This is a genomic window from Enterococcus sp. DIV0724b, from assembly GCF_050531475.1.
Classification (GTDB): domain Bacteria; phylum Bacillota; class Bacilli; order Lactobacillales; family Enterococcaceae; genus Enterococcus_L; species Enterococcus_L haemoperoxidus.
On sequence record NZ_CP172890.1, the window covers coordinates 1,936,891 to 1,962,698 of the forward strand.

Below are 25,808 nucleotides of genomic sequence, written 5' to 3' on the forward strand. Positions count from 1 at the left end.
TTAGAGTATTATAATAAATAGAAAATGGACTTTCTATCAATTTTAAGCAAAGAAAAAGAAACATATCTCAACCTTTTCTGATTTATGTTTCTTATTATATTATTTTTTTCTTGCTACATGTACTTTTAATTGCTTGCCTTTGATTGTTCGTTCCTTCATTGCTTGAATAACTAGTTGACCTTTTCCGTTTAGAATATCAACATAAGTCACATTCTCTTGAATCGTAATAATTCCTATGTCTTCTGATGAAATGCCTTCTATTTTTGAAATGGTTCCTACAAAATCAAGCGCTCGTAATTTCTTTTTTTTACCGCCATTGAAATAAACTTTTGTGATTTCTTCATTTACACGTTTGGCTTTTTGGTGCTTTGGTTTTTGCTTTGTTGTTATTTTTTTCTCAAATGCTGATTTGTTTCTTGCTACTTGTTTAGTATTCGGCAAAGTGATTCGTGTCATTGTTAATTCACTAAAAGCTTCAATTTCTTTTTTTAAAGAGTCTTCTTTTGAAGTAACAAATGTCAGTGCATACCCTTCTTTGCCCGCACGTCCTGTTCTTCCTACACGGTGGATGTAGCTTTCTTTTTCAAAAGGTACATCAAGGTTAATGACATGAGTAATATTTTCAATATCAATACCGCGAGCCGCCACATCTGTCGCCACGAGATAACGAAACTTGCCTTTTCTAAAAGCATCCATTACTTCAAAGCGGTCTTCTTGCATCATACCACCATGTAATTTCCCGACTGGGTATCCGGATTTGACTAAGAAATCGTATGTATCATTGACTTTTTCTTGAGTATTAGCAAAGATGATACAGGTATCTGGATTTTCAACGATCGTTACTGCCTCTAAAGCAGCAAATTTCTGTTCCTCTGTTACATCTAAAAAGGCATGTTGGATCTTCGGTGTTGTTTTTTCTGATGCCTCGATTTTTATAACAACTGGTTCACGCAAATACGCACTACTCAGTTTTTCAATTGTTTTTGGCATTGTCGCAGAGAAAAGAAGAGTATTTTTAGCTTCTGGTAATGCCGCTATAATCTCTTTTACTTGTTCAATAAAGCCCATGTTCAACATTTCATCTGCTTCGTCGATCACCAAACAATTAATTTTTTCAAGAGGAAGCGTTCCTTTTAGGATATGGTCTAACACCCGTCCAGGTGTTCCAACCACGATATGGCTTTTTTGTTTTAATTCTGATTTTTGTTTTACATAAGATGCTTTCCCGTAAACAGCCGTTGCTTTTATTCTTTTATAGCGACCGATATTGATTATATCTTCTTGCACTTGTTGAGCTAACTCTCTTGTTGGCTCTAAAACAAGGACTTGTGGTTTATTTTCGACCCAGTCGACTTTTTCGCAAAGCGGGATAGCAAAACTAGCAGTTTTCCCGCTGCCAGTTTGAGATTGAACTAAGACATCTTTTCTATCCAAAACAGCTGGAATTACTGCTTGTTGGACTGGTGTTGGTGTTTCATAGCCTAAATCTGAAATGGCTTCTAGAATTACATCACTTATTGGATAGGTATTGAAATTTATTTTATTCATTGTTTCCCCATTCTTCTATTTTATCGATCAAAATATTTTGCACACAGTAAAAACTTTTTTCGTGTGAGTTGAATTTTACTTTTAATTGTCTGAATATTTTTTAGGCTCAGTTCCTTATTATCCATGAAAAGTCACTGAACTGCAAGAGGCTAAATTATTATTGTTGTTTTGTGTGAATCGATTTAACGGTGTTTCAAAAAATCTATTACCAGCTAAAATCCTTTATCTTAAAGAAAACAAAAAGAAGACGAGACAAAAGCATTTAGCTCCGAGAAATAAGAGGGAATTCACGAAAATTGCTTTTTAAATTTTTGTGAATTTCAGTTAATTTTCAAAGGATCTGCTTTTTTTCTCGACTTTTGTACTTTTTTCACACTGTTAATTCTATTACAAGTAAGGTTTTGTGATTTCATCATTTGAAGTTGATAGCTCTTCGGGTGTTCCGCTAAATATTAATTGACCACCTTTTGCACCGCCTTCTGGACCAATTTCGATGAGCCAATCAGCTTGTTTGATGATACTCAAATGATGTTCTAAAAGAATCAAACTACTTCCTTCATCAACCATTTGATTAAAAAGCCTCAATAAATGGTTGATGTCTGCTAAATGTAAACCATCCGTTGGTTCATCTAATAAATAAATCGTTCCTTTCTTATGCAGCTGGTTTGCTAATTTCAAGCGTTGCAACTCGCCTCCAGAAAGTGTTGTTAAAGACTGGTTTAACCTTAAATAACCCAATCCAACTTCCATTAATGTTAATAATTCTTTTTTGAAGGGCTGACTGAAAAAGAATTGGCCACTCTCATTGACTGTCATTTCTAAAACATCGACAATCGTTTTACCTTCATATGTGTACTTCAGAACTTCTGGATCATAACGTGTACCATGACAGACTTCGCACGTTGTCACAATATCTTCCATAAAAGCCATATCAGAAATGATTACACCTTTACCGCGACACCTTGGACAAGCGCCTTTTGAATTATAGCTAAATAAAGCAGCACTTACACCATTTTCTTTGGCAAATAGTTCACGGATTTTCCCGAAGATATCTAAATACGTCAACGGAGTAGAACGCAAATTGATTCCAATGCTTTTTTGTGAAATCGCTACAATCTCTTGATTTTCTTCAATAGAAGTCTGACGGATGACCTCACCCAATGATGATTTACCTGAACCTGCAACACCACAAATAACCGTCATGACACCTAATGGTATTCTTGCGGAAAAGTTTTTTAGATTATGAAGATTGACATTTTTTATATCCAAAAAGTTCTTTGGTTTCCGTGTCTTCTTCTTTATTTGTATCGTTGTCTGCAATGCTTCACTTGTGATGGTTTTGGCTTCAAGGAACTTAGAATAATCGCCCGCAAATTGAAGTTCTCCTCCGCCTTCTCCAGCACCAGGTCCCATATCAAGAATATAGTCTGCAGAGCGAATCAGTTGAGGGTTATGTTCTACTAAGATGACTGTATTGCCTTTATTTTTCAAAGAAAGCAACGCTTTGTTGATCCGATCGATGTCTTTTGGGTGAAGACCAGCACTTGGCTCATCTAAAATATACATCATATCATTTAGTGCGCTATTGATATATTTCGAAATTCTAATACGTTGCGCTTCCCCTCCAGAAAGACTGCCAGTCGATCTCCCCAAAGTTAAATAGCTTAAACCAATTTCCATTAATGCCTTTAAGCGCTTTTGAATTTCGGGTTTAATATCTACAGCCAATGGGTCTTCGATTTTTTCTATAAACGATGTTAATCCATCAAGCGAATAGGTGACTACATCAGCAATACTTTTACCAAAAATTTTACAACTTCTCACTCGTTCGTTTACTCGAGTGCCATAACAAGCTGGACACGTTTCAATAGTAACGAAGCGATCTAATTGTTTTTGGTGCCTTTTCCCTTCGTCTGATTGAAGAATACTTCGTCTCATCCTAGGTATCACTCCTTCAAAAAGTGCAGTGTGAGGCCATTTTTCTGGTGGATTTTTTAATTTTTGTTGCGGTGCATACAAAAATAAATCTAGCTCTTCTTTCGAATAGTCTTTTATTTTTTTATCCAAATCAAATAGTCCACTGTCTGCGTAACGTTTCCAACGCCAAAAGCCTGAATGGAAAGTTGGAAAATCTATAGGTCCCTCGTTTAGTGATTTATTAAAATCGACTAATTTATGAATATCAATAGTTGTTACAGTGCCGATGCCATCACATTCTGGGCACTTACCGTCCGGATGATTGAAAGAAAAAGTATCCGAATAGCCAACAAATGGTTTGCCTACCCTTGAAAAAAGTAACCGTAAAAATGTATAAATATCTGTATATGTTCCGACTGTTGATCTAGAATTTGAAGATAATTTCTTTTGCTCGATCACGATCGCAACAGGTAAATTTTCAATGTTATCTACGGTTGGTCTGCCATATTTAGGTAGATATTTTTGTAAGAAACTTGGGAAAGTATCATTTAGTTCTCTTCTAGATTCAGCAGCTAACGTATCAAAAATTAGAGAAGACTTTCCAGATCCAGAAACACCTGTTACAACAGTTAATTGATGTTTTGGTATTTGTGTTGTGACGTGTTTTAAATTATTTTGAGTAGCATTTTTGATCTTAATGAATTGATTTTCCATAAACTTTTTCTCCTACATGATGTTTCATTTTAGCGTTTTATAATACCTCTATTTATTATAAAGCTAATTATGTAGCATTGCGAATAAAGAGATAGTTTAACTCTAGATAAAAGAAATCAAACATTTTTTTCAAAAAAAATAGAGCGGGTTACGCCACTCTATTTTCAGTATGATAATATTGTTTAGATATCTAGCGAAACAAACAGCATTTCAATTATAATTTAGGTGCTAAATTTATCGAACAAAGCGCATGTTACTTATTCTTCCGTAATTTTGCATTTGGAATTGTGTTTTAAATTGATCGTTATCAGCATAGTCTATTGTTGATCGAGCAATGACTGAAGATCTATTCGGATTGTCTAAGGTTAAGCTTACATTAGAAATAGGTCGCCAAAGATTTGTTGGTGTCGGAGTAGTCGTTTTCCCTCTATTCACCCAACCTTCAATAAAACCTCTATCCATATTAATATTCAGAAACCCAATACTTGTATTTCTCATTGAGATAGGTGTACATCTATAGTATTGATTATTAAAATCAAACCCTCCATTGTCGATATCGATGGAGCCATATTCCCCTAAATCAATATTTCTAACATTCGTTTTATTTGGAGAAGTCACGGTCAGCTTACCATTGCTTCCTACAACACCAGTTCCTTGTACGGAAATATTCTGAATAGACAGGACGCTATAAAGTACGCCAGGTCGCATTTTACTTCCGTCTGATTGGATTATTACATTGGCTCCATCAGATACTGATAATGTTCCTTTTGGGGCATAAACACCATTAGCTACTCCATTTACATTTAGTTTCGCACTATTGTTCACAACGATTGAATGCTCTCCATTAAGAACGATACTTCCATGATCCATTCCCATCGATCCGTAAGTTCCTGTAATTGTTAGTTCACCTGAATTAACAATCAAATCACCGTTGTTCACTTTTATTGGTCCTGAAGTTGTCTGTGCACCTTGGTAGTTGATACTCCCAGCTTCAATAGTAAAATTATCATATCTTGATTCTATTTCTAATTTGTTGTTACCAAATAATGTTACACTTCCCGGAACTTTTATTAATGGTTTATTGCCAGAATAGTTTACCGAATCAAGTTCAATCGAACCAGTTTCATTAAAACTATCTTCTATCAAACTTTTTGTTCCGCTAGAAGTAACACTTATTCTTTTCAAAACTATTTTAGTAAAATTACCATAGTCTGTATTTAATCCATAGCCATTTGTTATTAATCTTCCGGAACCATTAATTTCTAAATCTCCATCCACGTAAACATCGTCCGTGAAAATAATGGTTCCATTCACAGTGATTACAGTTTCACCCGATTCTATTAGCTGTTTAAATTGTTTAAAGTTATTAGCTATAACTCTTGCTGCTCTTTGTTCATTTGTATTAGCCTTCATTTCACTTGACGCTTCAGCATTCGCAGTTGTTGCATTGCTAAACAATAATAAGCCTGTTGAAACTAATGCTACGGTTAAAACACTTTTTTTTACAATCCCTTGAGTATAGTTCATTTTATTCTCCCCACTTATTTCATTAATTTACTTTTCCGATTTGATTAAACTTTAAAGAACCACTAAAAGGTTTTTCAAAATCTAAAGATGTTTTATTTACTGGTTCATAAATAAACGTTACATATTTTGTTTTCGTAATATCACCTGTCCAAGTAGTATTCGTTATATCCGGTAAAATACTTTGATTTTCATTTGTGACTCCTTGGGGCACAGGAAGTTGATCCTCTATTTTCATTCCAACGTATCGATAATACATAGGCTGTTCTACTGCTCTGATCGATACATCTTTCATCGATAGTACATTACCTGCAACTTTACTTGGAACAATCACTTCTGTAAAACTGCTCGGCAACCCGTACTGTCCTCCAAAAGTAACACCCGTGATATTATAATTATAACTGACTATTGGCATAGAAAAATTATAGCTATTATTCGCTGTGATACGAGCATAACCTGGCGTTGGAATAGGTAATGTTGGTTTTACCAATATCGGTTTTACACTGGTTTCATCCGTTCGCATAACCTGTCTTAAAAATAGATGGGCATCCGTTTGAGTTTCTTTTAGTAAGGTTACATCCGCATCGGTCAATTTTGTATTTCCCGTTGCGTTTATTCCTTCGTAATCTGTATCAAAATCTATTTGAGCTTCATTTTTTTTGATGACTTGATTTCCATCTTCTGTTTTAAATGTATAAACAGATTTCGCATAGAACTCAATCATAACTTTGTCTCCTGGGTTTAAAGGATAAGGAAACCCTTTTTGTCCCCCTTGATAAGATGGCCATTCGAATTGATCTAGTTTAGAAGTAGATACACTTGATTTCCAAAAATTGTCAGCTTGTTGTCCGCTAATCGGAAAACCTGATTTTACATTGCCACTTGCATTCATTATATTGATTGTTGTTCCTGAACTTTTATTATTTGAATCATATGGAATGTATTCAAAAGGCTTATCTGCTATTTTAGATAAATCATCTGTAATATTAAACTGAGTAATTTTTTTATTATCAGATGCATCATTTTCAAATTCGATTGAAAACTTACTCGTTTTTTGAGATAAATCACTTGGTGGTGTGTCTTCTTTATAAACTATTTTATCTGGATCAGCAGTTTTCTTAACATTTGTTTTTGGTTCATCATTCAAATTATTGGTTCCACGTCCAGGTATGATTGTAGGTAAAAGGTTTTGATCAACACTCCCACCCTTTCCATATCCTGCAACACCTGTGGAAGACGTTACTTCAAAATACACAGTATTATCTGAAGTCTTAAACTCTTGTTGGATATTGATTCTAGCTGGTTTTTCAAACCTTGCAATCACCCCTTTAGGACTTCTATCAACGTTAAGATATTTAATTGTTGAAATTCCAGAGGCTGCTCCCAACTGAGGATTTATACCTGAGCGATTAAAGTCAGAATCTAAAGCGTATACTGTTGCTGATAAATCCCCTTCTGTAACTGGAGCAGAAGGATTCGTTTCATTTTTAAATGGATCCCAAGTAACTTCCATATACCGCCACGCACGTCCACCTTTTAAAAGCCCTTCTGACTTAGTAGGAATTACTTTATCCCAAACTGGTCCTACTGGTGTTCCATCTGCTGCAGAAAAGTAATTATGATACGCATTGGATTGTGGCTCTACATTCGTAATAATACCCGATTTAAACTGTTCTGGTTTGATCATTGCCATATGACCTGAAAGACGTGATGGCGCTTCAGAATAGATGTACTGATTATAGGCACTTCCTAGTGGACCATTTAAACTTGCTTCTGGATTTTGACCACCATTAAAATCTAGTTCAATAGAAACTGCATTTTCAATATAATCCGTTTCATATTTTTTTGCACTAAGGTTGTCCAGATTCCAGCCACTTAATCCCCAAGTACTAGTGTTACTGGATCCAGATACTGAATTAGCATAACTTTTTTCTATATAGGTTAAAGGATAGGCCCCTAGTCCAAAACCACCACCGCCAATAGGTCCAAACATACTCTCAACTAATGGATCTGACAATTCGTTTCCTGTGGAAGGTTTAAAATTGGTATCATTGTGTAAGGTAGCAGTAAATCCTGGTCCATCAACACTACTGCGGTAATAAAATCCCATCACTTGTTTTTTATTTAAATCTAGTTTCTGTCTATAGAGAAATCCAGCAGGTCTATACCCTAAATATTTACTTGTATACATATCAACTTGATACGGCATCGTCCGATACATTTTAAATTCAGAATAAGGATTCAAAGTCTTAGGACCTATACCAGCAATTTGAACATACTGATATTGCCAGTCATTTCCAAGATCTCCCAGCTTACCAGTAAAATAGTCAGTCCCATACTCTCCTGTATAAATACTGTTATAAGGAGGCCATTCTCCTTCAAATCCAGAAGGTCTAGTTATCGAAACTCCATTATACTTATATAGATCAGGTATATAATCATAATAATGACCTGCATAAATACCAAACGGCGTGATTGAAGAAGTAGGATTATCCAATCCCTTTTTTTCTTTATCAGGAGCAGTAATTTTCTTTGCAGATTCTTTTGAGTCTTGTGTAGACGCTGAAGTAGTAGAGGATGATGTTTTTTTTGTATCCAATTCTTTTTCTGAGTTGCTGGATTTTTGACCTTCTAAAACTTGTGTCGAACTTTGTTTCACTGTTTCTTCTGAAAAAACAACTGAACTTTTGAAAAAGCAAATAAAAGCTAAAGATAGAGCTAAAATTACCATCAAATAAGTCATTTTTATCTCTTTACTTATGAAAAAAAAGCGTGTAAATAGATTCTTATGAGCGTGATGTTTCACTTTTGTTTCACCTCCAATTCTTTATCGCTTAATTCGCTAATCCGTCTAATCGACTTTTAACAGTTAAATCTTTCGGTCCATTCCACGCATCGACAAACGCTTTTTGTCCATCTCGTTTGCTATATGCACCAATAGCTTCAATTTTAACATCCATATTTAATTGATACCCTTTAAAATCCGTCATGTTATTCGGTTTTGTCACTCCATTTATTAAATTATCTGTCGACTCACCTTTATTAAGAACGGCTAAATAATAATAATAGCCATCACTTCCCAAATACCATTTTGTTCCTTGGCTGTTGATTGCAACCGTATTTATCCCTGCAGATTTATCAATTACAACAGGCAAAATCGAAGATTCTTTTAAGAGATCACTTCGCTCTTGGTTTGCGGTTTCAGTTTTTTGGAAAGTCGGGATGACTAAAGCTCTAACAAATACTGCCGTCTCGCCAGTATTTGTTACTTTTGCTTTTTTGCTAGCCAACATATTTTCTGTACTACTATTTGGATCACTAACAAAACCTTGTTCATCAAGTACAACCTGTGTTGTAGGTAAAGTTAATATATTATCTTTTTGATCTTCACTAACCTGCAAAGCGTATGCAATACTTGCTGAAAAAAATAATAAAAAAGCAATACTACTAGCTGCAACTAAACATTTTTGTTTTTTCGTGTTCTTTTTTTGTATTACATTAACAAAATAATCCATTGACTCACCTACTTTAATTTTGTTAATCAGATTTAGGTGCTCTCTCTTATTACCACGAATCATTTTTTGATATTCCTTCTACTTTAACTATCAAATCATAAAGAGAACCTTTAAAATAGTTAGGCGTTTCATTTGATAATGTTAAGCTTCTCAACAATGGTGTTTTTGTTTTCTCTCCTGGATTAAGTATAGTAGAATAGTAAAAGTAACCATTTTTATAATACCAATAGTCCCCTCCACCACTTTGATTTGACTGAACATAGGGTCCAAAATTAATGCGAATCCATTTTGACATTTCAGTCTCTCTATTTCCTCCATTAAATCCTATTTCTGTTGTACCACTAGTTGGAATTCTCTTACGTCCTTCATAATAATGCTCTTGTTTTTTTTCATCTAAAGATTTGTACTTTTGTCCTACAATCCATGTCTGACTATTACTTATCTCTATCGTCGCTGAACTTTTTTCTGATTCGTATAAGTCACCATAATCGTAGCTATCTTTAGCATATTCGGCTCGTGGATAAACTTCATAGGTCATTTTGAATTGTAATAGTACTTCTTTTAAGGATACTCTTATCTGGGCATCTATTTCACCAGTGTTGATTATGTTCACTTCTTTTTTTGTTTCTATGTTTGGTATCCAATTAGGATCAAAAACTTCTTCAACTTTGACTTCTAAACGCTTATCTGTTCCTTCTGATTGGGTGTGGTTTTTTGTCCACTCAGCATAACTGGTCCATGCTAAAGTCGCTCCGACAACTAATACAAAGGAAAATAATAGCGCAAAACTACCGAAGAAAAGTTTATTTTGATTTAATCTCAACCCTTTTTTATAAAAAAATCTTTTTTTTCTATTCTTCAATGTTTCACTTCCTTTCTCTGACATTCAATTTTTACAATACTTGTAAAATTCAAAAGATCAGATAAGATTCGACCGTGTGTTCTTTAACGACGCCTATTTCTATTCCTTTTTATCGTAACAACAATTACTAAACTTATAAAAAGTAGACCTAAGATAAATCCTAAAAGAACATTCCTTAGATCTTCACCCGTTTGAGGGAATATTCCAAAAGGTTTGGACGGCTTAGGGTCTGGTTGCAATTTAGTATCTTCACTCGCATAGAATACCCAATAAAAGTCGGATTGACTTATTTCACTCCAATCGTCGTCACTATCATTTCTTACAAAAAAATTAACGTTCAAGGTTTCTGTTTGACCTGGTTTAAAAGTTCCCAAATCAATAGCTTTATTTTTTGCATCTGGTAATCCATTTCCAATTAGATCACCAGCGTATAACGTTTTACCACTCATTGTCATGGTGACAGAAATTGCTCTATTCAAATCTATTTTTCCTTCTTTAAAACTTGAATGATTGTCATCACCTTCAGAAAATCTTAAAGATAGGCGATATGGTTTTTCTTCTATACCATAGTTACTAATCATAATAGCTCTCTCAAATGTTAGTTCAGGTTTAATTTCATTGTGTTCAATAAAATATTTACCTTTTTCATTCGCGTGGATTCCATTTTCATCTGCAATAACTAATCCAGGAGGAAGACTCTCCGCAGCATTTGCGGAAAGTCCGAATCCAGTGAATATGATTAGTCCTGCGACTAAAATGATGATAGCATGAATTCGCTTCATAATTGTTCCTCCCAGAATGTGTTACTTCATTACTCGGCCATGCCTGGTAAAGCAGTAAAGTAAGCTTTCGCTTGAGAAGACATGTTGCTCCAGCCTGATGAACCTGATCCAATTTGACTGCCATCAAAAGCAATATCTAAAGCCGCTTTACTAGCTGGAATAGAGTCTAGACCAACCCATAAATCGTATGAAGACAATTTCCAAGTGGTATCTGCAGCGCCAATATTAATATTTTCTAACACTGAAGATTCTGTTTTAGTACCATCTGCAAGCACTTTATCATAATAGAAATAACCATCACTATAGAACCATTTTCCTTGACCTGAACTTGGAATCGTAGTTACTACATTTGGCATATCAAACGTAATATCTGAATTTACAGAAGACACTTTAGCTGAGCCAGCTGCTGGAGTCATCGTACCCACTGTTCCTGTAAAGCCTGGATAATTAGTACTATTAAGATTTACAACAGGGTTTTTCCAATCATTTGCAGTATCGGTATAAGTAGAAGCATATGTGAAATATTTAACATCACTTAACTCATAAGTACCAGTCGCGCCTGCTCCGTCTTTAAGCGTAGCTTTTGCAGTAACTTTTTGTTCAACCGTTGCACCTGTTGCATCTGCCCATTTTGTTCCATTGATTGTTGGAATTGTATATTCTGGACCCGATGTTTGGAAAGCTTTTGGCAATTCTACATTGCTATCAGCTGGTTTATCAGCATAGTATTTCAATCCGCTTGTTTGGTTTACCAGCATTGTACTATTTCCATTAACAAATAATTTCAAATTAGCTGGTTTAGCAGTAGATGTACCATTTCCATCAAGAATTGTCACAGGACCTGTAACTTCCGTCCAACCTGATGCATGAGAATCAGGATTTACAATCACAGGAAAGGCAGTTTTACTAGGTGTATATGCGGCATTCCCAGCAGTTGTTTCCCCAGAAGTTAGTTTACTTAACATTTCTTCAAATGATACACGAACAATAACATCATTTCCTGATGCATTTTGAACGTCAACTTTCTTTTGGATCGTTGCATTAGCATCTAGCTCTTGTCCTGGTGGGAAGACCTCGACGATATTTACTGCCCCTTTTTCATACCCCGCAGATTGCATATGATTTCGAACCCACTCAGTGTACGATGTGAAGGCGAAAGTACCTGCTACTACCAACAACACAGCCGAAGCTGCTGCTAGTGACCCCACTTTCTGTTTTTTACTTTTGTTTTTCCATTTTTTCATTGAAAAAACCTCCTATATTTCTTTTTATTTATAAATCCCTAAATTTCAGGGAGTTTATACTGATTTAGACTTTGCACTTGGAAGACTCAAATAATATTTAATCGTCAAACTAAAGGCAAATATTGCACATAATAAAACAAGAACGATGATTAGATTGTCTCGAATAAATTGAATAATTCTTCCTATATACTCAATATGAAATACTACCTTACCTACATATTGATTTGAGTGTATTGGAGAATCTGGATTATTATTCGCATCACCTTGTGTCGTAAAAAATAAACCTGTTTCTTGGTTTAATTCTTTATCTATTTTAATCAACCTATGGGTCAAATAGATTTCCTGTTCACCTTCAAAAGGTTTGTAGGTGATAATATCTCCCACTTTCAATTCTTCTGGTGGAATACTTTTTAGAAAAATCATCGCTCCAGCCTCAAATCCATCATTATGTTTTGGGCGATCTTTCTTTTGAGCCATGGAATTTGTTTTGACTGTCATAAATCGGTAACCAAAGAATGATTTACTCTTACTATCATTAAATGAAAACATTACAGCACCAAATAGCATGATTAAGATAAACGTATAAAAAACGAGATTCCAACCTCTTGCTAAGATCTGTTTTCTTCTTTTTTTCTTGATTTTTTCTCGATTTATTTTCTTTTTTCTATTTCGCTTTATAACTGAGTCACTCATTTGACCTCTATTTTGTTTAGCTTTCTGCTTGGATTTTTTTGCTGTACTATTTTTTTTCACACGTTTCTTCCTCATTTTTTGTTCAACTTCAATATGTTCAGCCGTATCATTCTTTTTCAAAGAACGTGCCTTTTTCAATACTTTTTTTTGTTTTTCCAAAAGTCTCCTCCATTCATAATGACTTTATTGTGAAGCGAAAACTATTCGACAAATCGATACCCTTTAGAACGAATTGTTTTGATATATTTAGGATGCATTTTATCTGTTTCAATTTTTGATCTTAAATGAAAAATTAAGTTAGAAACTCGATATGTTGATTGTTTGAATGGTTTATTCCAGATACTCTCGTAAAGTTCTTTATACGTGAGTGTTCTATTAGGATTTTCCATCAATAGTTTTATTAATTTATATTCTAGTTTGGTCAATCCCACATGATTATTTCCGTCTATTATTATTTCTCTATTACTTTTATCTAAAACTAGCAAAGAATTTTTTTCTGATTTTTTTTTAAAGTAATTACGGTTCTTCAATGCATTTAAGACAATTAATCGATATTCATCTATTGACTCTTGCTCACAAAAATTGCCATTGACCCCTAACTGTAGATAGACAATATTCGAAATAGTATTTTTTTCTTTTGATATGGTCCAAATCAGACAATTTATCTGTCTTTTAATTTTTAAGATTAAATCACATACTTCTGAAAACTTCGCTGGATCTTCATTAAAGATCAAAATTCCATCTATATCATTTGTTTGTGAATAAATAAGCGTCTCATTGATTTCAGAGATTTGACATTCTTTTTTTAGCGCTTTTAAATATGGATCCAAATCAAAAGTAGCCACTTTTATATAACACAAGTTATACATTTTCCTACCTCCGTTTATATTTTTTATAATTTCCGTTTAAACGTTTCATTTCTCATTACTTTTTCAAGCATTATTGTTTTTAAGTTTATGATTTTTCGTTATAATATAGTTAGCATTATTTTTCCTTATTCTTTGAAAATAAAGAAACAGACGAAAAAATAGTCTAAAATTCATGGTGTATTTTTTTTTGACGGTTATTAAGACGGCTTATATAGAAAAAACAAAATGGAGAACACTATAAAATAGTCATTCTCCATTCTGTTTTCAGCTTTTTATTATTTAATTGTTTACGTTTTACTTTCAACCGAACACCATAGCAAATCAACTGCTGAAATAACCGCACGCCGATTTTCAAACATTGAATCAGTATATGTATCTAATGTTAACTTAGCCGAATTATGTCCAAGTAATCGACTTAAACTCGCTATATCAGCTCCCTGCTCTAAGCATCTTGTAGCGAAAGTATGTCTTAAAGAATGGAAATGAATATCTTTTATATCTGCATATTTTAAAAGCTTCTTAAAACGATAATTAATCGTTCTAGGCTCTACACAATTTCCATTAGACGATATTACATAATCACAATCCGATTTCTCTTTTTTTTCTATTAAATAATTTTGTAAGTTTTTTGACATTGGAATTGCTCGTTTTGAACTTTCTGTTTTCGGACTTCCTTCAATCAAAATAGTCTTTTTGTTATTTTCTTTTATGTCTGAAATTCTATATACTGTTCTTTTTACATAAATAACTTCTTGCTCAAAATCAATATCCGACCATTTCAAACCACTAATTTCACCAATTCTCATTCCAGAATAAAGAGCCAATATAATGGCAGAGCACTCGTCCAATTTTAAAGCAGCACGTTCCAAATTTTGTTGCTCATTTAATGACAATGCGTGGACTGGCTTCATTTTCATTTTTGGTAATTTCACATATTTTAATAAATCTTGATCAATAAAGCCTAGCCTTTCAGCCTCTTTCAACCCCTTTTGTAGAAGGTTAAAAACGTTTCGAATATAACCAGAAGAAAGGTTTTGTTCTTCCAGTATGTTCACAAATGTTTGTATTTTTTGCTTATTCAATTGTCGAATTCTTATTTTTCCAAAATAAGGAATCAAGTAGTTCTGTGCCATATTTGAGTAGACTGAAAAGGTAGTTGGCTTAACTTTCTTTTTTAAACTTTTATTCATCCAAGATTCAAACCATTCTAAAAAAAGACTATCCGGAACGATACTGTGTTTTCTGCTTTCAGCCTGAGTGGCTTTCAAATGTACTAAACGTTCCTTTACATCTTTATATTTTTTTCCATATATATATCCATATTGGATTTTCCCGCTGGGTTTCCGATATTTTATATAGCGACCTTCCCAACGTCCATCTTTTCTTTTATATATATTTTCACCTTTTTTAGCCATAGAATCTCACCCTATCTGATAATTATTTTGACGCTAATTTTGACGGCTTATTTTTAAAATCGCCAATTTAATGTACAAATAAGTCATTTCGTTGTTATTATTTTAAAAAAACTGTTATTTCTATCATTTTTTTAATAAAACATCTAAAAAAATGATAGAAATCAACGTAATATCACATTGACTATTAATCTTTTATCCATTATCATAAATATATAAACGAAATGTCTTATTTAACTGACTTCCTTATTTTCAAAGAATAAAGATAACTATATAAATTATTTATTCAAATAAATTTGACTTACTACTAAGGCTCAATTTTCCTTAGTATTTTTTTATACAAAAAACCTGTTTGAAAATAACTAATATAACTTGTAAATTTAAATACTGAAATGCAAAAAATATCAATAGTATCCCAAATATCAGACTGAACATGGTCTGAATAAGAAAATAATTTTGATATACATCAGTTGTAGTAATAGATTATATAAATTCAGATTTATTTTAGTTAAAAACCTCGTTATGTGTCCAAAGATCATCAATATTTACTGATACGTACCTGTTATAATTAAAGAAAACTGCATACGTATTTTATTTTGATTATACTTTTCAACCGATTTTTCCATCTGAATACTACCTCAAATCTTATTTATTCGCCCTTCTTTATTTAAAACACAATTTCCTAGTATATTAGTGGGTCTATAAATGTATAAACAGTGATTACTGCTCATTTATCTGCATATGAATTTTTTTTGATTCCGTTACATTGAGGCTATAATTTTAACGTTCTTTAATAAATAATTAACAAGTTAAATAGCAATATATCTAATAAAAATATGTATGTTCTTCTACCCTATTTACCTTTTGTCTCCTCCTCATCTAATCTTTTCATTATTTTTCTCTTTCAAATTATCACATAATTTTATAACAATATTTGCTCAATTTTTATTATAAAATATCAAAAATATTGATTTTTTTCCGATATTAAAGTGTTCTTTTAATACATTTTATCGAGTGGCTAGTTTGTGATGTATTTGATTTTATAGTAGAATCAGTTGGTGGAAATAAAAAGGGAGGGCTACTTATATATTACTTAGATGAATTGTACGATAGTGTTCTAAAAACCAAAATTGATATTATGGATTGTTTACTTAATTCAACTGAAGGTAGAACTACAATTGAGCTTAGCCAACATCTTGATTTATCTTCTACAACCGTGACAAAATACATTAAAGAAATCAACTCTGATTTGATGTATCCTGGTCATGAAGTTTCTATTAGAACAAGTGAAAATAACATGCTTTTTTTAGAATATTCAGATATTTTATATTACAAGCAATTTAAAAGAAATCTTATTTTTGAAAATTGGAGTATAAAACTATTCTTGCGATTATTGTTGGGTTACAAGGTCAACAGAATAAAGTTTGTTCAAGATAATTTTATTAGTGAGGCTACTTATAGAAGATCTATTGCAACTATAACTAAACAGATTTCGGCATACAAGTTAATAATAAAATCGAATAAAGGATTCAATTATCTGATTGGTGATGAAAAAAATACACGATTATATGCGAATAAAGTTTTCTGGCAATTATTTCATGGTGAAGTGTGGCCATTTGATGAGATAGATGAAGACTTAATATCTGACATTGTTAAATCAAAAAAAAATGAATCCTATATAAAAAATGTCAATAATATTAATATTAAACAAACTATGTATTCATTATCAATACAAATCATTAGGTATAGAAATGGTTATGAAGTAGATATCCCTTATTATTTAAGAGATGAGGCTGAATACATAAGTGAAAAGTTTCATTTAGATAAACTTAAATCTACACTTTCAAAAAAAGAAATAGAATTTTTTTTCTTACGTTTATTTAGTTACCCTAGATTTATGAATACTGAGCTAGGAAGGCATTTTATTAAAAATGCTAAATTGAACAATACTTTTCTTTCAAGAATTTCTTCAGAATTTTCCTATTATCTTTCAGCTAACTATCTTAACCTTTCTCTCGACGATCAAAAGAAAATTGAATCTAGTGTCTATTCAGCCCATGTAAATGCCTTGCTATACCCTACATGGAGCGACACTGAGAATAATCATTATTTCGAAGAGTTCCCAATGTTAAAAAAGAATATGAACATTATAGCTTTTCATTTATCAGAGAAATTTGGCTTATATAACATCGTTAGTAATAACTATATTTTAAATCAATACATGTTAATTTTCAGTCAGTTAAAAGATTTAAGTTATTTTGAACCTACTGTAGATATACTTTTAGACACAGAATTTGGTATTTTTACTGAAAATATCATAAAGAAAACATTAGATGGCAGACTAAGAGCCTATTTGAATATTTCTATCCATACCTCACTCGCTGATTTTGTTGATTCAATTGCTGATCTTAAAATAGTAGTTACTACCAGTAAAACACCTGAATTAACTAGACAGTTCAAGGCAGAAAATATCCTTTATATCAATGAAGTACCCACAGATGAAGATTACCATACAATCTATACATCAATAAAACATCTCATAACAAAATTGTCTAGCTAGCTCTTGTCCAGTAACAAAATTTTTTTTGGTGGCATTAATAAAACGTATAGTATTTTATTAACGCCACCAATTTTTAAGAGCACTCTAACTATAGAAACACTTTTTAGCGTCCGGTACGTTTTTTCTCAGATTCTGGGTATCGATCACCGACAATCCGAATTTGCTCTAATGCTTTCGAAATTATGACTCTTTCGTCTGGGCTAAACGTTGTATCGGTTGCTGTAACATTTTCTAAAATCCGGTCCTTTTTAGTAGTTCCTGGAATTGGAACAATCCACGGTTCTTGATCAAGTATCCAAGCAATCGCAAGTTGAGCAGTTGTGATATTTTTCGTATCCGCAATTTCCTGCATAAAATCAAGCAATACTTGATTCGCTCTCATGGCTTCTTGAGTAAATCTCGGTAATTCTCCTCGATTGTCATTTTCATTAAAACGGGTATTTTTATTTAACTTTCCTGTGAGATACCCTCTCCCTAATGGACTATATGAAACTAAACCGATTTCCAGCTCTTCCAAAACTGGTAAAACTTCTTCTTCAACTTCCCGCCACCAAATAGAATATTCACTTTCAACTGCTGCTAACGGTTCTACCTTGTGAGCTTTTCGAATCGTTTCGGCCCCAACTTCAGAGACCCCCCAATGCAAAATTTTACCTTCCTGTTTGAGCTTTTGGATCGTTAGAGCGACCTCTTCGATTGGTGTATTTGGATCAATTCGGTGAATATAGTATAAATCGATATAATCCGTTTTCAACCGTTTTAGCGAGCCTTCTACAGCAGATATAATCGCTTTAGAGCTGCTATCTGGTTGATTTTTTAGTCCGTCGATTTTAAATCCACCTTTGGTTGCAATTTGAACTTGATTTCTTTTTCCAGTCAATGCTTCCCCAACTAATTCTTCATTTGTATAAGGCCCATAAACCTCTGCTGTATCAAACATTTTGATCCCTGCATCGATTGCTGTACGCACTACTTCAATCATTTCATTTTTATCTTTAGCAGGTCCTCGATGATAATTCAGTCCCATGCAGCCAAATCCAATTTCTGAAGTAACTAATCCGTTTTTACCAAGTTGTCTTTCTTTCATAATTAATCAATCCTTTCTAATTGTTTATGTATCCAAACTATATCAATTAGAGTGCACTATAAGTCAAGGGTTTTCTCTCAATGATCTTTTTAATTGTACATTATATGAAACATCAAAAAAATTAATCTTTACTGAAAAAAAAGTGCTGGAATTATTTCCAGCACTAAAAAATACAATTTTCTTAGTTCAGAGCAACGTAACAATTATATTTTTAATCTCTTATTTTAATATAAGACGCAATATAAAAGATAAGCCAAACCAACCAATCAAACTTATTCCAATTGCAATCATCCATCCTAAAATATTATGTTCCAGTGGTAAAGGCATATTCATCCCGAAAAAACCAGTTCCGATTGTTGGAATCGTTAATAAAATCGACAGTACTGTCAAAATTTTCATCGTGTCATTCAAGTTATTATTCAAGATATTGTTATACGTTCCAGATAATTGCTGTAGAACTTGTGATGTTAACTGCACCATTTCGACTAGTTGTCTTGCTTCAATCATAGTATCTTCCCATTGTTCTTTTTCAACCTCATTTTATAAAAAGGTGTGACAAGACTGAAAATCGCCTTATCACACCTTTCACAATTATTCTATTGATCTATTCTTTGCCTACTCAAGAAAATGAAGACCCATCAATAAAACTTGTATAAATATGGTCATCTTCCGTTTCTTCTCCCGTAATCAATTGAATGATTTTTTCAGCAGCCAACATACCCCAACGATGTTTAGAATATGAAATCGTCGCTAATCGCGGCTGAATGAATGCACTGATATCAATATTATCAAAACCGATCAAACGAATATCCTTGCCAATTTCATACGGTGTTTCTTCAAAATATTTATAAATGCCGATTGCCATTTCATCATTCAACGCAAAAATATCTACAGGAAACTTAGGCTCACTTCCCATGATTTCCTTAGCTGCCCGATAACCAGAAGGTTCTGTAAAATCTCCTGAAATAATATCATAGTCAATTGAAAAGCGTTCTAATTCTTTGATACTGGCATTTAATCGTTCCTGACTATCATAACTTTTTTGGGGACCAGAAACTAAAAATATTTTTTGCGTTTGACTGGCCACAGCTTTTTCAATGGCTAACGTTGCGCCACCTTTATTATCTAATAAAACTTTACGCACATTTTCATGAGTAATCAAACGATCTAAAATCACTAAAAAATGACCTCGATCTGCATATTGTTCAATTTCTTTGTTTTTGAACGTCCAGTCTAAAATAATTGCACCATCGATCATTCGCTCGGGAATAAACAAATGTGATTTATTCCCACTGCAAACAATCATTTCATAGTTCTGGGCTTCCAGTCCTTTTTTTATGCCATCCAATAGTTCGCCATAAAAACTACCACCATAATCAGCAAGATATACACCGATAATATTGGTTTGTTGCCTTTTTAACGTACGAGCAGCCATGTTAGGAATATAGTCCAATTCCTCTGCAATCGCTTGGATTCTTGCTCGAGTTGCTTCAGTAACTTTTGGACTGCCATTTAATGCATAAGAAACAGTTGAAATCGATACCCCCGCTTTTTTTGCAATCTCTTTGATTCCTACCATGTACGCTCATCTCCTAACAAAAAATATCTATTTGGTTTTCTTTCTTATCTAAACAAGCAATGAGTTCATCTAAAGGAACGATATACCCACCTTGGCGATAAGGATTTTCTTCTCGTCTTATAGAAAACTCAGTTCCGTTTGCGAGAACTGCCTCTTTTTGTCCCACTAAATGAAAGACAATTCTCACGTCTTTATCAGCAATTTGATACCCCATCGCTAGACCATCTAATTCTTTAGGTAAAATTGGATCGAAGATCATATTCTCCTTATCTTCCCGAATGCCTAAAACATTGGTCAACAGTTGATTCATATATATTCCAGGACCACTGGAATATATTCGCCAGCCACCTTTAACTCCAACACTGCCATCTTTCAGCTTGGTAAAGTTTTCTTGCGCATCGTATCTTGTTTTAAAATCACCATCGGAACTACTGAAATAGGCATTGGCTTGACGTATCTCAGCATTCTCAACATGCTCTTTTATTTGAATCGGATTAATGCTATTCAAGGCTCGCCACGTTTCATCAGGTTTACCAAGTTTAGCCATCGCTTCTGTGAAACGAATGTGCGCATGAACATATTGTAACCCAATTTCACGTCCGAAATTAGCTGATTGTTCCGCACGCTTAAAGTTGGTGCTGACACCCCCTTGATAGGTTGCTGGTCGATTCATCAAACGGACGCCATCTGGAAATTGCAAATGTTCTTTAATAATAGCATAGTGATGTTTAGCTTGTTCAGCTGTTAATAGCTCAGCGATCATACTACGTGTCATTGGCAGTAAACGATATTGAATCCCTGTTTTTTTATCTGTTGGATGAATCATAAATTCCACATGATCTGTGTCTTCCATATAAACAAAACCAGGAATTGTTTCAGTCGATAAAATATACTTTTCAAAGTCATTTTTAATATTAACAGCTAAAACTTGTAAATGCTCGCCAAATACGGCGTCGACCTCCATTAATAAATTGGATAATTTATTCACGATTTGATACGTTAACGCAACTGTCCAACTACTTGCCATATATTTTTTCAACTTATTATCATAAGGTTGTAGCGTATCGTCCCAATCTCCATCACTATAACAAGATAAGTATGTTCCTTCTAAAAAGTTATTTTCAATAAATTGAATTTCTTTTTTTATATGCTCAAACAAGGTGTAAGTCTTCGTTGTTTTTAAAAAGGTTTTACGATCAGTATAGGGAATTTTTTCCTCTAAAATACTGAAATCTTTTGTTTTAGCCAAATAATCAGCCACAATCTTCATCGGCCAAACGATCACATCACCATGGCTCTCATCGGCTTTTTGTTTTTCATAGCGATCAAACATAAACCACTGCGGCCAATTTCCATCATCTTCAAATTGATTTGCATAGACATTTTTAATGATTGAATGGACAACTTCTGGTCGATTGACGGCAAAGAAAAATTCTGTTGGACCTTGTGAAACATCTCGTGTTCCCCAAGCAGCACCCCCATACTGTTCTAATCCGTGTGGTGAAAGATAATGTACCAACATATTGTGTGTATACCAGCGAGACAACACGTTTATTGATTCAACTTCTTCAGTTTTATGTGTTAACTGGAAATTATTTAATAGCTCATTTACAAAGTCTAAGAATTGCTTGTTTTCTTTTTCGTATGTGGTCGTTATTGTCTGAAATGGTTCTCCCGTCAAGCTTCCTTGGATAGCCATAGAAAATTCTGTTTGTTCTTTAATCACAAAAATAGTTAAAACTCCTGCAGATTTACTAGATAAAAACAAGCGCTCATCCGTTAGTTCAAAAGGTTTATCTAACGAATAATAATAAGTTAAATCAGGATACTCTTCATGGATCACTGACTCTGGTAAAGCTTTTACACTTACCAATTCGTTTGATTTAGTCACTTCATAGGTTGGCTCTTCTTCATCTGCATTCATCACCAATTGATTGGTTACGGCAAAAGTATATTTCAAGCCTCGTTGACTTATCACTTCTGTACGGATTTCCTTAGTATCACATAACGTAAACGTTCTCACCATAAGTATATCATTCTCTAATTTATAATACCATGTAGCGGAGTTTAATCCCATTACAAATGCAGAGGACATTGTTAATAGACGCCAATTTTCTGCATCTTTGATATAAATTCTTTGACCTGATTGTTTCATGATATTTAGTGAATTGCGGCTGTTGCTCATTAATTTGTTCATAGATGTATTGCCTAAAACAATTTGAGAATTGAAAAGACCATACATATAAACAGTCGTGCTCAGGATGGGACGCTCTACATCTAGTTCTGTTCCACTTAATAGAATATGCCCGTGAGCTCTTTCCATGGCTATTTCCTTTTCTTTCAAAACCACATGATGATACTCATCTGTAAAGAAAGAAGCTACTTTGCCATCAATTGTTTCGACTAGGTTTTGATTAGGAAATAATTCGTCGCGTTCTATATCCGTCAATGTTTTACCTGTAATTGGTTCACCTATTTTTTTCTCATAGTTTGTTGATTGCTCATCAATTTCTTCGAATTTTAATGCATCATAATTTTTTTGGATATCTGCTTTAGAAATAAGTGGCTCTTTAATAACTGTTCTTTGGTTGTCTATTGGTGCTCCATAAAAAACAATTTTAGTCTCTTTCTCACTTACATCGTAGATTTCAGTCTGTAACGCAATATAGGCAAATTCGTATTGATACACTTCATTTGCTAAAGATGCTTTTTTCAAAGCTTGAGCTTGATTTGTTTCCTTATACTCGCGACCAAAAAATTGGTAACCATCTGTAGAAAAAGCAACCAACGAATTTAAGCTTCCTTGCTCGATTACTGGAAAATTTCCTTCTTGCGGTTGATTTTGTCGAGAAGAAATAGTAATTGTTTCATTTTCTTTCCAGACATGGTGATCCACGTATTGTGACATATACGCTTCATTTGATCGAACAGCACCTTTTGTCGCATTACCGATATCTTGACCATAAATAACATCAACTTTCTGCCCAGAACCTGTCAATGTCACTTGCCAAAACCAAATACCCATTTCAGTTAATTTAAAATCAACTTGGTAGTTCACGTCGAAAAAATTGCCGAACCAAGTCGCTTGTTCTTTTCCCATCAGAAATGTACTGGCTGAATTTGAGCCGATCATGGGGGCACTATGAATACCATTATTATCATAAACTCTCAAATAGAGTTGGTTGCAACTTCCATCTAATGCATTCCCATTTAGTTGGTTGATCATAATATGTCCATGTATTATTTCGTATAGATCTCCCGTTTCTAAAAACGAAACGGCCGTCCCACCATTTTTAATTGTTCGTTTTTGATGCGTCATCTCACTCTTCCTATCTATTTCAATAATTTGAATGTTTTTGTTAAGACATCTCTACTATTTGATCCAATCATTACATCAAAAGTTCCTGCATCGCTAGCAAACGTTTGGTCACTATGCACATATCGAAGAAGTTCTTCAGTAATCGTAAATTGAACCGTTTTTTTCTCATGTGCTTGTAGGGTTATTTTTTCAAAGCCTTTTAATTCTTTGACAGGACGAACAACTTCACCAATTTGATCTCGAATATATAATTGAACTGTTTCTTGACCCGAGATATCTGATTGGTTTTCTACAGTGATAGAAACGGTAATTGTTTGATCTGAATTCATTTGATGCGAACTTAATTCAAAATCAGTGTAAGCAAATTCGCTATAGCTTAAACCAAAACCAAAGGGATATTTTGCAAAATTGGAAACATCTAAATATTTAGTTACATATTTTTCATCACCTGGTTCATATGGTCGACCTGTATTATCATAATTATAATAAACAGGTACTTGTCCCACTGTTTCAGGGAATGACATACTTAAACGAGCGCTTGGATTATACTCTCCGTATAGAATATCAGCTAATGCTGTCCCAGCTTCTGTCCCTGGGAACCACGCCTCAACGATGGCTTTGGCTGAATCGATTCCTTTTAGATCTAAGGGACGACCATTATACAAAGTCACAATGATATTATTATTGACAGCTTGAATAGCATCGAATAAGTCTAGTTGCGCTTGTGGAAGTCGAATATCACTACGACTTGATGCTTCCCCACTCATCCAATCTTCTTCACCGAGTGCTAAGACAACTTTGTCAGCCTCTTTGGCTAAAGCCACAGCTTCATCAATCGCTGCTTGACTTGGTTTAAAATAATCGAACGCTTCTTTACCAATCACATATTCTGCGCCAATTTGAGCAACACCTTGCGCTAAAGAAATCGCTTCGTCTTTTTTACCTTGCCAAGACCAAACACCAATTACATCGTGAGAATCAGCAGCGGGGCCTACAATAGCAACTTTCTCTAATTTCGATAAGGGTAATACATGCTCATTTTTTAATAAGACAATTGATTTTCTCGCAATATCCCTTGCAATATCACGATGCTCTTTTGACAAAACAACTTCTTTTTCTAAAATCACGTCAGCGCCTCTATGGGGATTTTCAAATAAACCTAAGTCATTTTTCAACGTGAGAATACGTAGAACAGCTTCATCTAAGGTAGATTCAGTTACGATATTTTCTTCAATCAGTTCTTTTAGATTTTCGGTATAACAGGTTGTCATCATTTCAATATCCACACCTGCTTTGATTGCCAGTTCAGCAGCCTGTTTTTTATCTGCCGCTACACCATGAGGAATCAACTCGATGACTGCTCCCCAGTCTGAAATAACGACTCCATCAAAACCAAACTCTTTTCTCAACACATCTCTAAATAGCCATTTATTTCCTGTTGCTGGGACACCATCCACTGTGTTAAAAGAAGTCATCACTAATTTTGCCCCAGCATCAAGTGCTGCTTTATAACCAGGTAAATAGCTATCTCGTAATTGTCGTTCAGACATATTGACTGTATTATAGTCACGACCACCGATTGCTGCACCATACGCCGCAAAGTGTTTAACACAAGCCGCTACACGAAAGAAATCATTTTTCAGGTCATTCCCTTGGTAGCCTTTAACAAATGCTTCCGCAAAACGACTATTTAAAAAGGGATCTTCCCCAGTTGATTCCATTACGCGACCCCAACGTGGATCACGAACCAAATCGACCATTGGTGAGAATGTCACGTGTAAACCTGAAACTGCTGCTTCTTTCGCTGAAACTTCCGCTACTTTTTTTGCAGCTTCTAGATCCCATGAACTACCCAAACCAAGCGGAATAGGGAAAACCGTCCGAAAACCGTGGATGATATCTGCCATTAAAATCGTTGGTATTCCTAATCGATTATTCTCCATGTATGCTTTTTGTACACGAATTGCTTCTTTTGCACCTGAAATACCAAGGGTTGTCCCTGCATTATTAATGTCTTCATGTGTCAAACCAAGATCCGTCATGGGTCCTGTTTTTTCCTCCGCCTTTTCAGAATAAAATTCAGCTGCGAGTTGAAGCAATTGTCCAACTTTTTCATCTAATGTCATTTGCTCCAGTAAATCGATTAATTGCTTTTGTTCCATTTTTATAGTCACCTTTTCTTT

The 25,808-nt window shown here is 34.0% G+C and carries 16 protein-coding genes and 1 pseudogene; 1 reads left to right on the top strand and 16 read right to left on the bottom strand.

Annotated features, from left to right (window positions below; all coding sequences use genetic code 11):
• Positions 1-99: 99 nt before the first annotated feature.
• From IGJ02_RS08930 to IGJ02_RS08980, 11 genes are all read right to left on the bottom strand, one after another.
• Positions 100-1,548 carry a DEAD/DEAH box helicase gene (locus IGJ02_RS08930; RefSeq protein WP_430601759.1) on the bottom strand — a complete coding sequence of 483 codons (1,449 nt, stop codon included), beginning with the start codon at positions 1,546-1,548 and terminating at the stop codon, positions 100-102.
• Positions 1,549-1,935: 387 nt separating this feature from the next.
• Positions 1,936-4,179 carry an ATP-binding cassette domain-containing protein gene (locus tag IGJ02_RS08935; protein WP_430601760.1) on the bottom strand — a complete coding sequence of 748 codons (2,244 nt, stop codon included), beginning with the start codon at positions 4,177-4,179 and terminating at the stop codon, positions 1,936-1,938.
• A 234-nt stretch (positions 4,180-4,413) separates the two neighbouring features.
• A complete protein-coding gene (locus IGJ02_RS08940; protein WP_430601761.1) occupies positions 4,414-5,706 on the bottom strand; it encodes a hypothetical protein in 1,293 nt (430 codons plus the stop codon).
• Between the two features lie 22 nt (positions 5,707-5,728).
• The gene (locus IGJ02_RS08945; RefSeq protein ID WP_430601762.1) at positions 5,729-8,446 is read right to left on the bottom strand and encodes a hypothetical protein; all 2,718 of its coding nucleotides are present in this window, start codon (positions 8,444-8,446) and stop codon (positions 5,729-5,731) included.
• 91 nt (positions 8,447-8,537) lie between these two features.
• Positions 8,538-9,218: a hypothetical protein gene (locus tag IGJ02_RS08950; RefSeq protein WP_430601763.1), complete on the bottom strand. Its 681-nt coding sequence runs from the start codon at positions 9,216-9,218 to the stop codon at positions 8,538-8,540.
• A 49-nt stretch (positions 9,219-9,267) separates the two neighbouring features.
• Positions 9,268-10,080, bottom strand: a complete 813-nt coding sequence (locus tag IGJ02_RS08955) for a hypothetical protein (RefSeq protein ID WP_430601764.1) — start codon at positions 10,078-10,080, stop codon at positions 9,268-9,270.
• Positions 10,081-10,163: 83 nt separating this feature from the next.
• On the bottom strand, positions 10,164-10,862 hold the full coding sequence (locus IGJ02_RS08960) for a hypothetical protein (protein ID WP_069654802.1): 699 nt from the start codon (positions 10,860-10,862) through the stop codon (positions 10,164-10,166).
• 29 nt (positions 10,863-10,891) lie between these two features.
• Positions 10,892-12,106, bottom strand: coding sequence for a hypothetical protein (locus tag IGJ02_RS08965; RefSeq protein WP_430601765.1), 1,215 nt, complete (start codon positions 12,104-12,106; stop codon positions 10,892-10,894).
• Positions 12,107-12,160: 54 nt separating this feature from the next.
• On the bottom strand, positions 12,161-12,958 hold the full coding sequence (locus IGJ02_RS08970) for a signal peptidase I (protein WP_430601766.1): 798 nt from the start codon (positions 12,956-12,958) through the stop codon (positions 12,161-12,163).
• A 41-nt stretch (positions 12,959-12,999) separates the two neighbouring features.
• Positions 13,000-13,668 (bottom strand): winged helix-turn-helix domain-containing protein, encoded by a 669-nt coding sequence (locus tag IGJ02_RS08975; RefSeq protein ID WP_010761515.1) that lies wholly within the window; start codon positions 13,666-13,668, stop codon positions 13,000-13,002.
• Positions 13,669-13,955: 287 nt separating this feature from the next.
• On the bottom strand, positions 13,956-15,083 hold the full coding sequence (locus tag IGJ02_RS08980) for a tyrosine-type recombinase/integrase (RefSeq protein WP_430601767.1): 1,128 nt from the start codon (positions 15,081-15,083) through the stop codon (positions 13,956-13,958).
• A gap of 1,135 nt (positions 15,084-16,218) precedes the next feature.
• Between IGJ02_RS08980 and IGJ02_RS08985 the strand changes: the two genes are divergently transcribed.
• Positions 16,219-17,640, top strand: coding sequence for a helix-turn-helix domain-containing protein (locus IGJ02_RS08985; RefSeq protein ID WP_430601768.1), 1,422 nt, complete (start codon positions 16,219-16,221; stop codon positions 17,638-17,640).
• Positions 17,641-17,743: 103 nt separating this feature from the next.
• On the opposite strand, the gene IGJ02_RS08990 is transcribed toward IGJ02_RS08985, so the two are convergent.
• From IGJ02_RS08990 to bglX, 5 genes and pseudogenes are all read right to left on the bottom strand, one after another.
• Complete coding sequence (locus tag IGJ02_RS08990) at positions 17,744-18,727, bottom strand: aldo/keto reductase (RefSeq protein WP_430601769.1); 984 nt, start codon at positions 18,725-18,727, stop codon at positions 17,744-17,746.
• A 219-nt stretch (positions 18,728-18,946) separates the two neighbouring features.
• Positions 18,947-19,267 (bottom strand): annotated as a pseudogene (locus IGJ02_RS08995) (CorA family divalent cation transporter); the annotation flags it as partial.
• 79 nt (positions 19,268-19,346) lie between these two features.
• A complete protein-coding gene (locus tag IGJ02_RS09000; RefSeq protein ID WP_430601770.1) occupies positions 19,347-20,306 on the bottom strand; it encodes a LacI family DNA-binding transcriptional regulator in 960 nt (319 codons plus the stop codon).
• Positions 20,307-20,319: 13 nt separating this feature from the next.
• On the bottom strand, positions 20,320-23,625 hold the full coding sequence (locus tag IGJ02_RS09005) for a GH36-type glycosyl hydrolase domain-containing protein (RefSeq protein ID WP_430601771.1): 3,306 nt from the start codon (positions 23,623-23,625) through the stop codon (positions 20,320-20,322).
• Positions 23,626-23,639: 14 nt separating this feature from the next.
• On the bottom strand, positions 23,640-25,799 hold the full coding sequence (gene bglX / locus IGJ02_RS09010) for a beta-glucosidase BglX (protein WP_430601772.1): 2,160 nt from the start codon (positions 25,797-25,799) through the stop codon (positions 23,640-23,642).
• Positions 25,800-25,808: the final 9 nt, after the last annotated feature.

What these genes read in the sequence shown, in the direction of transcription:
- IGJ02_RS08990 (WP_430601769.1), bottom strand. Translation starts at nt 18,727, where the DNA reads ATGAAAGAAAGACAACTTGGTAAAAACGGATTAGTTACTTCAGAAATT.
- IGJ02_RS08940 (WP_430601761.1), bottom strand. Translation starts at nt 5,706, where the DNA reads ATGAACTATACTCAAGGGATTGTAAAAAAAAGTGTTTTAACCGTAGCA.
- IGJ02_RS08985 (WP_430601768.1), top strand. Translation starts at nt 16,219, where the DNA reads ATGGATTGTTTACTTAATTCAACTGAAGGTAGAACTACAATTGAGCTT.
- IGJ02_RS08945 (WP_430601762.1), bottom strand. Translation starts at nt 8,446, where the DNA reads ATGACTTATTTGATGGTAATTTTAGCTCTATCTTTAGCTTTTATTTGC.
- IGJ02_RS08975 (WP_010761515.1), bottom strand. Translation starts at nt 13,668, where the DNA reads ATGTATAACTTGTGTTATATAAAAGTGGCTACTTTTGATTTGGATCCA.
- IGJ02_RS08965 (WP_430601765.1), bottom strand. Translation starts at nt 12,106, where the DNA reads ATGAAAAAATGGAAAAACAAAAGTAAAAAACAGAAAGTGGGGTCACTA.
- IGJ02_RS08960 (WP_069654802.1), bottom strand. Translation starts at nt 10,862, where the DNA reads ATGAAGCGAATTCATGCTATCATCATTTTAGTCGCAGGACTAATCATA.
- IGJ02_RS08930 (WP_430601759.1), bottom strand. Translation starts at nt 1,548, where the DNA reads ATGAATAAAATAAATTTCAATACCTATCCAATAAGTGATGTAATTCTA.
- IGJ02_RS09000 (WP_430601770.1), bottom strand. Translation starts at nt 20,306, where the DNA reads ATGGTAGGAATCAAAGAGATTGCAAAAAAAGCGGGGGTATCGATTTCA.
- IGJ02_RS08935 (WP_430601760.1), bottom strand. Translation starts at nt 4,179, where the DNA reads ATGGAAAATCAATTCATTAAGATCAAAAATGCTACTCAAAATAATTTA.
- IGJ02_RS08950 (WP_430601763.1), bottom strand. Translation starts at nt 9,218, where the DNA reads ATGGATTATTTTGTTAATGTAATACAAAAAAAGAACACGAAAAAACAA.
- IGJ02_RS09005 (WP_430601771.1), bottom strand. Translation starts at nt 23,625, where the DNA reads ATGACGCATCAAAAACGAACAATTAAAAATGGTGGGACGGCCGTTTCG.
- IGJ02_RS08980 (WP_430601767.1), bottom strand. Translation starts at nt 15,083, where the DNA reads ATGGCTAAAAAAGGTGAAAATATATATAAAAGAAAAGATGGACGTTGG.